Origin of the sequence: Streptomyces sp. NPDC021562 (genome assembly GCF_040640875.1) — a bacterium.
Classification (GTDB): Bacteria; Actinomycetota; Actinomycetes; order Streptomycetales; family Streptomycetaceae; genus Streptomyces.
The window spans coordinates 1-13,267 of sequence record NZ_JBFACN010000036.1; the positions used below are offsets into that span (position 1 = coordinate 1).

Annotated in this window: 10 protein-coding genes; 5 read left to right on the top strand and 5 right to left on the bottom strand. The window is 72.7% G+C overall.

Going from position 1 to position 13,267, the window contains the following annotated elements:
• Positions 1 to 136: 136 nt before the first annotated feature.
• The gene (locus tag AB0G52_RS36380; RefSeq protein ID WP_361342793.1) at positions 137 to 784 is read right to left on the bottom strand and encodes a chaplin; all 648 of its coding nucleotides are present in this window, start codon (positions 782 to 784) and stop codon (positions 137 to 139) included.
• A gap of 280 nt (positions 785 to 1,064) precedes the next feature.
• Here AB0G52_RS36380 and AB0G52_RS36385 point away from each other — a divergent pair, with 280 nt between their 5' ends.
• Positions 1,065 to 2,693 carry an alpha/beta hydrolase gene (locus AB0G52_RS36385; RefSeq protein ID WP_361342795.1) on the top strand — a complete coding sequence of 543 codons (1,629 nt, stop codon included), beginning with the start codon at positions 1,065 to 1,067 and terminating at the stop codon, positions 2,691 to 2,693.
• Positions 2,694 to 2,727: 34 nt separating this feature from the next.
• On the opposite strand, the gene asnB is transcribed toward AB0G52_RS36385, so the two are convergent.
• Positions 2,728 to 4,566, bottom strand: a complete 1,839-nt coding sequence (gene asnB / locus AB0G52_RS36390) for an asparagine synthase (glutamine-hydrolyzing) (protein ID WP_132887649.1) — start codon at positions 4,564 to 4,566, stop codon at positions 2,728 to 2,730.
• Between the two features lie 352 nt (positions 4,567 to 4,918).
• Positions 4,919 to 5,698 (bottom strand): alpha/beta hydrolase, encoded by a 780-nt coding sequence (locus AB0G52_RS36395; RefSeq protein ID WP_132887648.1) that lies wholly within the window; start codon positions 5,696 to 5,698, stop codon positions 4,919 to 4,921.
• A 141-nt stretch (positions 5,699 to 5,839) separates the two neighbouring features.
• Here AB0G52_RS36395 and AB0G52_RS36400 point away from each other — a divergent pair, with 141 nt between their 5' ends.
• Both AB0G52_RS36400 and AB0G52_RS36405 read left to right on the top strand, forming a co-directional pair.
• Entirely contained in the window at positions 5,840 to 6,934 is a 1,095-nt protein-coding gene (locus tag AB0G52_RS36400) for a chemotaxis protein (RefSeq protein WP_361342798.1), read from the top strand.
• An 82-nt stretch (positions 6,935 to 7,016) separates the two neighbouring features.
• Positions 7,017 to 8,045 carry a Gfo/Idh/MocA family oxidoreductase gene (locus AB0G52_RS36405; RefSeq protein ID WP_361342801.1) on the top strand — a complete coding sequence of 343 codons (1,029 nt, stop codon included), beginning with the start codon at positions 7,017 to 7,019 and terminating at the stop codon, positions 8,043 to 8,045.
• 48 nt (positions 8,046 to 8,093) lie between these two features.
• Here the strand turns inward: AB0G52_RS36405 and AB0G52_RS36410 are convergent, their stop codons facing one another.
• Complete coding sequence (locus AB0G52_RS36410; RefSeq protein WP_132887645.1) at positions 8,094 to 8,507, bottom strand: SsgA family sporulation/cell division regulator; 414 nt, start codon at positions 8,505 to 8,507, stop codon at positions 8,094 to 8,096.
• A 347-nt stretch (positions 8,508 to 8,854) separates the two neighbouring features.
• On the opposite strand from AB0G52_RS36410, the gene AB0G52_RS36415 reads away from it, so the two are divergent.
• A complete protein-coding gene (locus AB0G52_RS36415; protein WP_361342804.1) occupies positions 8,855 to 10,270 on the top strand; it encodes a SpoIIE family protein phosphatase in 1,416 nt (471 codons plus the stop codon).
• Positions 10,271 to 10,305: 35 nt separating this feature from the next.
• Here AB0G52_RS36415 and AB0G52_RS36420 read toward each other — a convergent pair whose 3' ends face one another.
• Positions 10,306 to 11,811, bottom strand: coding sequence for a hypothetical protein (locus tag AB0G52_RS36420; RefSeq protein WP_132887643.1), 1,506 nt, complete (start codon positions 11,809 to 11,811; stop codon positions 10,306 to 10,308).
• Between the two features lie 266 nt (positions 11,812 to 12,077).
• Between AB0G52_RS36420 and AB0G52_RS36425 the strand changes: the two genes are divergently transcribed.
• Positions 12,078 to 13,217, top strand: a complete 1,140-nt coding sequence (locus AB0G52_RS36425) for an aminoglycoside phosphotransferase family protein (RefSeq protein ID WP_132887642.1) — start codon at positions 12,078 to 12,080, stop codon at positions 13,215 to 13,217.
• Positions 13,218 to 13,267 lie beyond the last annotated feature (50 nt).

Sequence of the window (13,267 nt, forward strand, 5' to 3'; positions counted from 1 at the left end):
CAACAATAATCCCCAGGGGGATCGTTTGTCTCTTTTTGGTCGCGGCCCTGGCGGGCCGCGGGGGGGCGGGCGCCCCGCGGCCACGCGCCCCGGCCCCACCGGTCGGGTCCGGTGGGGCCTGTCGGCGCGGGGGCGGTCAGCGGGTCCGGTCCGGGCGGAAGCGTCGGTGCAGAGCGGTTCCGGTGAGCAGCAGTGCCGCGGCCGCCGCCGCGGCGGGGCCGGCCAGGTCCGTACCGGTGTGGGCGAGGGCGGCGTCCGTGACGGGCGGCGCCGCCGGGTGGTGCGGCGCCTTGGGGACCGGGTGCTTCCTGGGCGGCTCGGGGGCGGGCGGCTGCGGCTTCGGGGTCGTCCTCGGCGGGCTCGGGTGGTCCCCGGAGTCGTTCACCGAGGTGTTGCCGAGGGCCGGGTTGAGGACGCCGACCACGTCGACGCTGTTGCCGCTGACGTTCACCGGGAGGTCGACCGGCAACTGGACGCCGTTGCCCGAGACCACCCCGGGCGAGTCCTGCTCCGTGCCCCGCGCGGACGCACCGCCGGCGCCGCCGCCCTCGTTCGCGCAGGTGTTGCCGGCCGCCGGGTTCAGCAGACCCACCACGTTCACGGTGTCCCCGCACACGCTCACCGGAACGTGCACCGGCACCTGGATGCCGTTGCCGGAGACCACGCCGGGCGAACCGGCCGCGACTCCGTCCGCGCCCGCGTCGGCCCAGGCCGGGACCGCCACGGCCATCGCCCCTGAGGCGGCGGCGACCGCGATCACACCGTTTCGGGTGACCCGTTTCATAGGTTCCCTGCCTTCCAGACATGATTGCGGGCGCTCGCCCGCACCGTTTAAACCGCGGACGGACCAGGTGAGTTATGGGTTGGCCACCTTCCACCCCATCGAGTGACACCGCTGTCGAACCAGCGGCACACGTGTGCAAAGGGGTGCGAGACGCACGCACCGGTGCCGAGCACGGCCCCCGCCCCGGCCCGCCCGCCCGGAGGCGGCCCCCGCACAGCCCGCTTATGGTGGGCGAAAGCCCTGTACCCGGTCCGTCACGGAGCGTCCCTGGAGGCCCCCGATGCCTGCCGTGCCCCGTACCCGGTCCGTCCTTCGGCACTGCGTCGGGGCCGGAGCCGTCGCACTGGCCCTGCTCGGCGCGGGGCTGCCCGCGGCCCCGGTCCCGCCGGCGGACGGCGACCAGCCGGACCTCACCCGGTTCTACCGGCAGAGGGCACGGTGGACGGCGTGCCAGGACAAGGACCTGCCCAAGGACATGCAGTGCGCCAAGGTGACCGTCCCTATCGACTACGCGCAGCCGGGGAAGGGCACCCTCGACCTGGCACTGTCCCGCTACCGGGCGACGGGCAGATCGCGGGGCTCCGTGCTGCTGAACTTCGGCGGCCCGGGTGGCTCGGGCGTCAGCCAGCTGGGGCTGTCGGGCAAGAAGTTCATGGGTCTCACCAACGGGTACGACGTGGTCGGCTTCGACCCGCGCGGCGTCGGCCGCTCCTCCCCCGTCAGCTGCGACGACGGCACCGCCGAGGCCCCGGACGGGCAGGGCACGGCCGAACCCCCGGACGCCACCCGCCCGCGGGCCCTGATGAAGCAGCTGGAGCAGCTGACGGCCCGGTGCATCAGGAACTCCGGGCCGGTGCTCGCCCACATAGGCACCGTGGACGCCGCCCGCGACCTGGACGTCATCCGCCAGGCGCTCGGCGACAGCAAGCTGAACTACCTGGGTTTCTCCTACGGCACCAAGCTGGGCGCGGTGTACGCGGCGCAGTTCCCGCACAACGTGGGCCGGATGGCTCTGGACGGCGTGGACACGCTGACCGAGTCACTGGCCCAGCAGGGCGTGGCCGGCGCCCAGGGGCAGCAGACCGCGCTGGACGACTTCCTCGACTGGTGTGTCACCGACCTCGGATGCCCGTTCGGGCAGGACCGGCGCAAGGCCGGGGAGGCGGTCGTCCGGCTGGTGCGTTCGCTCGACAGGGACCCGGTGCCGTCCGACTTCGGCGCCCCCTTCACCGGCCAGGACCTGGTGGGGGCCATCGCGGAGGGGCTGTACGGCAAGGAGCTGTGGCCGTTGCTCGCGCGGGCCCTGGCCTCGCTGATGGAGGACGGGGACACCCGGGGGGTGCAGAACTTCGCGTCCGGCGGCTACGCGGTGCCGCTCGTGCGCAAGACGAAGGCGGGGGGCCGCGGCGGCGGTGGGCTGGTGGCCGGCTCGGACATCCCCGTGGACAACCTGTCGGCGGCGCTGATGGCGATCAACTGCGCCGACGACCCGGACCGGCCGGGCGCCGAGCAGCTCACCAAGGACGTCGCCCGGCTGGACCGGGAGTACCAGCAGGCGTCCCCGGTCTTCGGCAGGTTCCGGCTGACGCAGTTGATGCTGTGCTACGGCCGGCCGCGCGGCACGTCCTTCATCCGGGACCAGGTGAAGGACGTGCCCACGGCGCGGATGCTCCTGGTGGGAACGCGCGGCGACCCGGCCACGCCGTACCGCTGGACGATCGAGACGGCGAGGCGGCTCGGGCCGTCGGCCGTGGTGCTGGACAACAGGGGCGACGGCCACACCGGGTACACGTCCTCCAGGTGCGTGCACGGCAAGGTCGACGACTTCCTGCTGTACGGCACGCTGCCGGCCGACGGCAGTTCCTGCCCGGCGGACGGTGACACGAGCGGCGTCGGCTCGTCGGGCTGAGCACGGGGTCGCGTGCCGGGAGGTCCCGGGTGCCTCAGGAGAGGACGAGCTCCGGGTCGTACAGGTCGAGCCAGGCGGCCAGGTCCAGGGTGCGTTCCAGGCCGCGCCGGGCGGCCTGGTCGGCCAGTTCGGGCCGGCGGGCGGCCCGGTCCGCCTTGTCGCGGTCGACGAGGTCGAAGACCCGGTGGCCGGGCCGGGCGAGCAGGTCCTTGACCTGGGCCTGGAGGGCGCGGCCGTACTCCGGGTCCTGGGTGGAGGGGTAGGGGCTCTTCACCCGGTCGTAGACAGTTTGCGGGAGGACGTCCCGGGTGGCCTCGCGGAGCAGGGTCTTCTCGCGGCCGTCGAAGGACTTGAGGGCCCAGGGCGCGTTGTAGACGTACTCGACCAGCCGGTGGTCGCAGAACGGCACCCGGACCTCCAGGCCGACGGCCATGCTCATCCGGTCCTTGCGGTCCAGCAGGATGCGTACGAAGCGGGTGAGGTGGAGGTGGCTCATCCGGCGCATGCGGTACTCGAAGTCGCTCTCGCCGTCGAGGCGCCGGACGGCGGAGGCGGCGGAGTGGTAGGAATCGGCGATGTAGGACTCCAGGTCGAGGGACTTGGCGAGGTCCGCGCGCAGGACGTCGGAGTCGTCGCCGAAGTGCCGGGCGAACCGGAACAGCCAGGGGAAGGTGTCGGCGTTGCGGGCGCCCTCGTCGAAGAACTGCAGGTAGCCGCCGAACACCTCGTCGGCGGACTCCCCGGACAACGCGACGGTGGAGTGGTCGCGGACGGCCTTGAACAGCAGCAGGAGCGAGGCGTCCATGTCGCCGAAGCCGGCCGGCAGGTCGCGGGCCCGGATCACCCGCTCGCGCACGGCCGGGTCGGCGAGGCTGCCCGCGTCCAGGACGATGTCCTGGTGGTCGGTGCGGGCCAGGCGCGCCACGTCGTGCACGAAGGGCGTGTCGGGGGTGCCGCGCAGTTCGTCGGCGACGAAGTGCTCGGTCTGGCCGACGAAGTCGACGGCGAAGCTGCGGACCTTCTCGCCCTGGGAGGCGAGCTGCCGGGCGGCGAGCGCGGTCATGGCGGAGGAGTCGAGGCCGCCGGAGAGCAGGGTGCAGCGGGGCACGTCGGCGACCAGCTGGCGGCGCACGATGTCGTCGAGGAGTTCGCGGACGGTGGCGACGGTGGTGTCCCGGTCGTCGGGGTGCGGGCGGGTCTCCAGGCGCCAGTAGGTCCGGGTGCGCAGGCCGCGGCGGTCGACGGTGACGACGGTGCCGGGTTCGACCTCGCGCATGCCCTCCCAGACGGCCTGGCCGGGGGTCTTGACCATGGTGAACAGTTCACGCAGCCCGGTGAGGGCGACCCGGGGGCGGACCAGCGGGTGGGCGAGGATCGCCTTGGGCTCGGAGCCGAACAGGACGCCGTCCGGGGTGGGGTACAGGTAGAAGGGCTTGATGCCCATCCGGTCGCGGATCATGACGAGTGTGTCGTGGCGGCCGTCCCAGACGGCGAAGGCGTACATGCCGTTCAGCCGTTCGGCGATGGTGTCGCCCCACTCCAGATAGCCGCGCAGGACCACCTCGGTGTCGGAGTCGGTGGTGAACTCGTGGCCCTTCGCGAGGAGTTCGCGGCGCAGTTCGGTGAAGTTGTAGGCCTCGCCCGAGTACACCATCGCGACCGTCCCGGCCGGGGTGCGGACGGTCATCGGCTGGCGGCCGCCGGGCAGGTCGATGATCGCGAGCCGGCGGTGGCCGAGGGCGGCGGGGCCCTCGCTCCAGGTGCCCCGGTCGTCCGGGCCGCGGCAGGCCATGGTCTCCGTCATCGCATCCAATGCGTGCGTCTCGGTGGTGAGGTCACGGTCGAAGGAGACCCAGCCGGTGATGCCACACATGCGTTACCTCCTGCTGCCGGTCCGCCGGACCACCCGCGCCACCTGCGGTTTCATGGCACAGGAGATTGCCTGAGCGAACCATTTGTATTCAGCACCTATATGACGAGCGTGCGCCCGGTCGCCCGGCCGGTCAACCCGGCCGTAACACGCGGCGTCGCTCCCGACCCTCTCTTTCGGCCGCGCTTTGCCCGCACGATGACCGCGGACCCGCCTGCACCGGGCCCCGCCCGCCGGGAACCGGCCAAGCGCAAAAAGTTCTCCAAGCGGAACCGGCGCCACGGCTCGCGCCGGGCGCCGGTCATCTCGCGCCGGGCGCCGGTCGTGCGGTGCGCGGCGCCGTCGGGGCGGCGCGCTACGCGGCCGGTGTCAGGAACCGGTCCAGCGCCGCCGTCAGCTCGGCGGGCCGCTCCACCGGGAGTTCGTGGCCCGCGTCGATGATCCGGACCTCGGCGTCCGGGTAGGCCTTGGCCATCCGCAGCATCTGCCCGACCGGAAGCTGGATGTCGTGGTAGCCGTGCACCATCAGGGTGGGCGCGGCGATCTCACCGGCCCGGTCGAGGACGTCGAAGGCCCGCATGGCGCCGTACAGGGTCATCACGACCTCGCGCGGGGTGCCGGCGGACGACCGGACGTACTCGCGCACCCGCTCCCGCGGGAACCCCGGGGCGAAGGCACGCTGGATGTTGGCGGCGACGAACAGCCTGAACGGAACCAGTGTCGAGGCGGCCATCAGCAGACCGCGGCCCCGGCTGTACGCCATCCGCCCGATGGAGTTGACCAGCACCATCCGCTCGACCCGCGCGGGGTGCGTGAGCGCGAGGGTCTGGCTGATCATGCCGCCCATGGAGTGCCCGACGGGCACGAACCGGTCCACCTCCAGGTGGTCGAGGAGGGCCGTGACGTCCTGCGCCAGCTCGGCGATGGTCCGCACCCCGGCGCCGGTGCTCTCGCCGTGGCCGCGCAGGTCGAGCCGGACCACCCGGCGGCGCTCGGCGAAGTGCTCCGTCTGGTGGTCCCAGCGGTGCCGGTCGGCGGTCCAGCCGTGGATGAACACCAGGGGCGCGGCGGCACCGTCCCGGGGACCCTCGTCGTCGTACGCCAGCACCGCTCCGTCGACTTCGAGCTGCGGCATGGGGGCCTCCTGGGGCGCGATCCGGTTACTGCCCGGTACGGTAATGGGCCGCGTGACCCGCCGTCACCGGTGGGCAGGCCTCGACACGGTCACGGAATTACCCCGAATGCCGCACCGGCGATTCCGCCCTATGGTGCTGGTATGGAGCACGCACTCAGTCCTTCGACCCTCGCCGAGCTGCGCCGCCCGCGCCCCTATCCCGCCGTCTCCGTGCTGACGCCGACGCACCGCCGCGAGCCCGACAACGCCCAGGACTCCGTCCGGCTGCGCAATGTCGTGGCCGAGGCGAAGAAGCAGTTGGAGGCCGATCCGGCGGTCACCCGGGAGCGGCGCTCCGAGGTGATCAGGGAACTCGACCGCGCCCTCGCCGAGATCGACCTGACCTACACCGAGGACGGTCTGGTGATCTTCGCCGCGCCGGGTGAGCACCAGGTCTGGTCCCTGGCCCGCAGCGTGCCCGAGCGCGTGGTGCTCGCGGACACCTTCCTCACCCGCAACCTGGTCTCGGCGCACGCCGCCGAACGGCCGTTCTGGGTGCTCTCGATCTCCGCCGACCGCGTCACGCTCTGGGACGGCGGGACCGACCGCGTGACCGAGAGCCGCCGCGGCGGCTTCCCGCTGGTACGCCGCCAGGTGAACTTCGACGCCGAACGCCTGCAGCGGGTCGGCGACATGCCCAGCACCTTCCGCGACGAGGACACCAAGCACTTCCTGCGGGACGCCGACAGCGCGATGGCCGCGCTGTTGCGCGACGAGCCGCGGCAGCTCTACGTCACCGGCGAGCAGGCCGCCCTCTCGCTGTGGGAGGAAGCCGGCAGCGCGGCCAGGCACAGTGTCCCGGTGCGGCACGGCGGTCTCGCGCACGCCGGTGCGGACGCGGTGTGGCAGGTGATCCGGCCGCTGCTGGAGGCCGAGTCCCGACGGAGCACCGCGTCGGTGGCCAGGGAGCTGGAGTCCGCGCGCAATCACAAGACGTTCGCGGCCGGTGTCGACGAGGTCTGGCACAGCGCCCGCGAGGGCCGCGTGCGACTGCTGGCCGTCGAGGAGAACTACCGCACCACGGTCCGCGACGACGGCGACCACCTGGTCCCGGCGGTGAGCGGCGACCTCGACTCCCGCGAGGACATCGTGGACGAGATCGTCGAACAGTGCCTGGAGACCGGCGCCGAGGTCCGCTTCGTCCCGGACGGCGCCCTCGGCGACGAGGACGGCATCGCCGGAGTGCTGCGCTACTGACGGACGCCCACGCTCGGCCGGCGTCCAGTAGCGCTTGGTTAGGCTCTGGGAGCGTGATCGTCGGCCGAAGAGGGAGTGGGACGTGGCTGAGCTGCTGGGCGTCGCGGTGCTGGGTGCCGGACACATGGGTGCCGATCACATACGGCGGCTCGACCACGTGGTGAGCGGCGCGCGGGTGGCGGCCGTCGCCGATCCCGACCTCGACCGTGCCAAGGACGCGGTGGCCGGCCGGGACGGCGTCACCGTCCACGCGGACCCGCTGGCCGCCCTCGACGCGCCCGGCGTGCAGGCCGTGCTGATCGCCTCCCCGGGCCCGGCCCACGAGGAGCCGCTGCTGGCGGCCTTCGAGCGCGGGCTGCCGGTGCTCTGCGAGAAGCCCATGGTGCCGGACTCCGCGGGCGCGCTCCGGGTGGTGGAGGCCGAGGCCCGGCTGGGCCGCAGGCTGGCGCAGATCGGGTTCATGCGCCGCTACGACGCCGAGTACCGGCGGCTGAAGTCGCTGCTGGACGGCGGCAATCTGGGCCCCCCGCTGATGCTGCACTGCGTCCACCGCAACGTCTCCTCGCCGCCCGGCTTCACCAGCGCCATGCTGATCGACAGCTCGGTGTCGCACGAGATCGACGCGGCCCGCTGGCTGCTCGGCCAGGAGCCGACCGCGGTGACCGTGCTGCGCCCGCGGCCCTCGTCGGGCGCCCCGGAGGGGCTGCTCGACCCTCAGCTGGTGCTGTTCGAGACCGACGGCGGCGCCCTCGTGGACGTCGAGGTCTTCGTCAACTGCGGCTTCGGCTACCAGGTGCGCTGCGAGGCGGTCTGCGAGCGGGGCAGCGCCCGGATCGGCGAGGACCACACCATGCTGGTCACCTCGGCCGGCGGTGCCCGTGAGGAGGTCGCCCAGGACTATCTGGTGCGGTTCGCCGCCGCCTACGACCGCGAGGTGCAGTCCTGGGTGGACGCCACCCGGCAGGGCCGGGTCACCGGACCGGGCGCCTGGGACGGCTACGCGTCCTCCGCCGTCGCCGAGGCGGGGGTCAGGGCGCTGGAGACCGGCCGCCGCACGACCGTCGAACTCGCCCCGCGCCCGGACCTGTACGAACGCGACGCCGGCCGCTGACGCGAGCGGCGCGGCCGCGGTCCCCCGCCCTCGTCACCGCGATCCCCCTCACACGCCCCCGAACAGCGCGCTCAGGCCATCCTCCACGACCGCCGCGACGTCCTCCTCCCCCGGGGCCACCACCTCGTGGGTGCGCTCCAGGAACCGGAACAGCGCCTGGGTGTCGAACTGGAGCAGCGCGAGACCGTGCGGCGAGTGGAACTCGACGGCCGTACGGCCCGGGCCGCAGGGCCAGATGTGCACGTCCCCGTGCCCGGCGGGCGCCCCGAGGCCCTGGTCGAGGAGCGAGCGGGCGAAGGTCCATGTCACCTCCTGTCCGCCGAGCGTGACCTCGGCCGGGAAGTCCACGAACACGGCCAGCGGGTCACCGGAGGTGTACCGGAGCGTGGCGGGCACCGGGATCTCCTGGTCCTCGGCGGTGATCAGCCGGGCGCGGGCGGGTTGCTCGAAAGAGATGTCCATGCCTGTAGGACTCCACGGAGGCCCTTCGCAGGACGTCAATTCCGGCCAACGTTGCCGCGGTTGGCCGAGACCCCGACACTGTGAACACAGGCACGTCGAACAACCGCCCGAGCGCGACATGAACGCCCCTGAAAATAGGTCAAGTCACGTAGTCGGCCTACGACGTTCCTCATCCCGCGCGTACGTCTTCCAGGGGGTCCGACCTGCCCGTGAAGACTCTGGCATATGTCAGAAGCACCACCGTATCGTGTGTTGCCGAATCCCTTACAGGGCGTCGCAGGCTGTGCAACAGTCGTAACCGGTCCCCCGCCCGTCCTGGCCCCGCCGTCCCCGCATCGGAGTGCGTCATGCCGTCCCATGTCTCCGCGGACCGCCCCGCCGCCCAGCCGCCCGGGCGCGGCTCGGTCGAGGCGTTGATAGCGCAGACACGGCGGCTCAAGGGTGACGTGGACGCCGTACGACGGGACACCCGCAGCGACGGGGCGGACCCCGAGGAGCGGTGGCAACGGGCGCTGTACGACCTGGCGCTGCATCAGCTCAACGACCTCGACGAGCACCTGGCCCAGCTGCGGGACGGACCGGCGCCGCTGCCGGCCGAACCGGACCCGGACGCCGTGCCGTACTCCCCGTCCGGCTCCGGCTCGCTGCTCAGCCGGGTCGGCAGCGCGGAGTGGAACCTCCTGACGGACGAAGCGAGTTGGTCCGCCGAGCTCTACCGGATCCTCGGCCGCGACCCCGCCGCGGCCGCCCTCACGCTCGACGAACTGCCCTCGCTGGTGCTGGACGAGGACCGGCCACGGCTGACCACGATGGTCACCGGCTGCCTGGTCGACGCCAAGCCGATCGACGGGGAGTTCCGTGTCGTACGCCCCGACGGAGGGGTGCGGACCGTCCACATGATGGGCGAGCCCGTGCTAGGCGGCGACGGCAGCACCGCCTCGATGTGGGCCGTCGTGCGCGACGTCAGCGAAGTGCGGCGCAGCCGGCGGGCGGTGCTCGAGACCCGGGACTCGCTCCAGCGCCACCAGCAGCGCGTCCGGACCGAGCAGCAGCTCGCCGTGGAGCTCCAGGAAGCCGTGCTGCCCCCGGGACGCGGCGCTCTGCGGCTCCCGCGCCGCGGCCCGGGCGCCCTGGAGATCGCGGCCCGCTGCCTCCCGTCCGGGAACAGCGCCCTGCTGGGCGGAAACTGGTACGACGCGCTGGAGCTGCCCGACGGCGACACCCTGCTCAGCGTCGGCGACCTCACCGGGCACGGGGTCGCCGTCACCTCGGGGATGGCGATGCTGCTGGGCGCCGTACGCGGGATGGCGATGGCCGGCGCTCCGCCCGCGCACCTGATGTCCCTGCTCAACCAGTTACTCGACGCCACCGTGCAACCCGCGCTCGGCAGCGCCGTCTGCTGCCGCTACCGACCCGAGACCCGTGTCCTGACCTGGGCACAGGCAGGACACCCCACCCCACTGCTGTACAGCGGCGGGACGGGGTGCGTGCTCAGCGCGCCGGACGGCGTACTGCTCGGCGCCACCTCGGGCGCCGGTTACGGGCAGGCCGAAGTGACCCTGGAACCGGGCGACCTGCTGCTGCTGTACACCGACGGACTGGTGCCCGGGCACAGCGGCTCGCTGGACGCCCTCCTCGGTCTGGCCCCCCGGTTCAGGGCGGCGCGCACCGCCCAGGACTGTGTCACGGCCGTGGTCGAGGAGTTCGGCGAGTGCGAGCGCACGGACGAGGCCTGCGTGCTGATCGCCAAGGTGGGTGAGTAGGGGCTCGGGCAGGGCGGAAAGGGTGGGCGAGGCGCCTATGCCGGTGCGCTGTTGCCCGTGCCGGTGCCCTTGCTCCTGGTCCGGGGCAGGGCGAGCTTGATCTCCTCCCGCAGTTCCTGGATCTTCGGATAACCGGCGTACTCGGCGGTGAGCCGGTACATCTGGCGCAGCCGGTCCCAGGTGCGGTGGGAGGAGTTCGATCCCATCGACACCAGGGCCAACCGCGCGTAGTGGCCCGCCTGTTCGGGGTCGTCCGCGATGAAGCAGGCGGAGGCCATGGACAGGAAGTCGAAGATCTTCGACCGCTCCTGCTTGCTGCCGGCCCTCAGTGCCAGGGCCTTCTCCGCGTAGTGCCGGGCGTGCACGGCGGCGCCCGGGTCGTGGTCGGCGAGCGTGCGGTAGGCCAGGGCCTGCATGCCGTACAGGTCCGCTTCGTTGAACATCTGCATCCAGCTGGGCGGCGGCACGTCGCCGCGGTCCGAGACGAAGAGGCTCTCCGCCTGGCCGAGGGTGCGGCGCATGGCCTGCCCCCTGCCCATCGACGCCTGCGCCCAGGCCTCGATGGTGTGGAACATCGCCTGGGTGCGCGGCAGCACCTCCTGGCCCGAACCGGAGTGGGCTAGCTTCATCAGGTCGAGCGCTTCGTCGGGCCGGCCAATGTGCACCATCTGGCGAGCCGCTCTGGAGAGCGCCTCCCCGGCACGCGGCCGGTCGCCGCCCTCACGGGCCGCGTGTGCGGCGATGACGAAGTACTTCTGGGCCGTGGGTTCCAGGCCGACGTCGTGCGACATCCAGCCCGCGAGGACGGCGAGGTTGGCGGCGACGCCCCACAGGCGCCGCTGGAGATGGTCGGGGTGACGGTAGGCGAGCATGCCGCCCACCTCGTTGAGCTGCCCCACCACGGCCTTGCGTTGCAGTCCGCCGCCGCGGGCCGCGTCCCAGGCACGGAACACCTCGACGGAGCGCTCCAGTTCCTCGATCTCCTCGGACCCGATGGGGGCGGCCTCGTAGCGGTCGAACCCGGCGGGGTCGGCGTGCAGGGGGTCGTCGAGGACGGGGGCGTCGGCCCGGAGCGTGGGGTCGGTGTGCAGCCAGTCGTACATGGCGGTGGTGAGTACGGATCCCGCGGTGAGCGCGGCACCCGCGCCCACCAAGCCGCGTCGGTTGAGCATGAGGTCCATTCCCGTGAATTCGGTGAGGACCGCGGCGGTTCGTTCGGGCGCCCACGGCATGCCGTCGGGATGTTCCGCTTTCCCGTCGTCCTGCCGTTTTCCCGTACGCCCGTGCCGTACCAGACCGAGGTCCTCGATGGTCACGACACGGCCGAGACGCTCGGTGAACAGGGCCGCCAGCACCCGCGGCACCGGATCGCGCGGGATCTCTCCCGTGTCGATCCACCGCCGCACCCGGGAGGTGTCGGTCGACAGCTGGGGGTGGCCCATGGCCGCCGCCTGCCGGTTGACCAGCCTCGCGAGTTCGCCCTTGGACCAGCCGGCCAGGCCGAACAGATCCGAGAGACGGGTGTTGGGTTGTCCGCTCACGTCAAGCCCCCAGGTTCTCGGCTGAGTTGACAGTAGCCCCGTGCAAGTTGCCGGGCGACTATTCGCCACGGTTCGCCAGGGTGCGCCAGATGGTGTGCCACTGGGCGACGGGTGTCAGGTAGGAACGCGCCACCCCGACCCGGTCGCCACTCGACGGGCCCACTCCCCAGGGTGGGCCCGGGCGGCCGGGACGGGTGGGGCGTGAGAACTTCTCACAGGACTTCTCAGGCAGGCACCGCAGGTACACGAAGGGATCTGTATCACCCATGTACGCAGCATCGTCCTCCGTGTCCGCTCCGCCCCGGCCGCTGCGCCCCCGACCGGCGGGCGGCGGACCCTACCTCGACCCCGCCCGCACGGGGGCCGCCGTCCCGGTCGTGGGCCGGCCACGGCGCCCGGCGGGTCCCGGCACCCAGCCGCTCAGCGGGAGACTCGACCTGTCCGGCCCGCAGGGCGCGCAGCTGCGCACCGCGATCGCGTCGGTGCACCGGATCTGCCCGGAGTTCGCGCCGGTCCAGGTACTGCGGCGCACCGGGCGGTCCGTGATCCTCGTCGGTACGACGGGACGCAGCACGGCCGTGGCGAAGTGCCTCCTGGACCACTCCCCCGCCTGGGCGGAGCGGACCCGTCATGAAATAGCCGCATACCGCTCGTTCGTCCGGCACCGGCCGCCGATCCGGGTGCCGAGGCTGATCGCGGCGGACCCGGACAACTGCACCCTGGTGATCGAGCGGATGCCCGGCCGGGTGGCGGCGATGCAGCGCCACCCCGCGGAGGCCCCGCCCCGGGCGGACATCCGGGCCGCGCTGGGCGCGATCTGCCGGCTGAACGCGTGGCGGCCGCCGTCGGGCACCTTCGACGCCCCGGTGGACTACGCCGCCCGCATCTCCCGGTACCACGAGCTGGGGCTGCTCACCGACCGGGACATGGGTGACCTGCAGAAACTGCTGCACGGCATCGCGGTCGCGGCGGGCCGCCAGGGAATGGGCCAGTTCTGTCACGGCGACGCCCTGCTCTCGAACATCCTGCTGTCCCCGGCCGGTCCGGTGCTGGTGGACTGGGAGCACGCGGGCTGGTATCTGCCGGGGTACGACCTGGCGACGCTCTGGTCCGTCCTCGGCGACGCCCCGGTGGCGCGCCGTCAGATCAGTCAGATCGCCCAGTCGGCGGGGCCGGCGTCCCGGGACGCCTTCCTGGTGAACCTGATGCTGGTGCTCACCCGGGAGATCCGGACGTACGAGACCGCCGTGCAGCGTTCGATGCACGACGCGACCCCGGCGGCGCCGGGCACGGCCCACCCGGGCGCCGCGTCGACCGGCGAGGAACAGCGACTGCTTCTCCGGCGGCTGCACGACGACTGCCAGCTGGCCCGTCGGGCTGTACGCGCGGCGGTCGGCACTCGCTGACGGGACGAGGATCCGTGGTGCGCCCAGGGCAGCTGCGCACCGCGGATCCC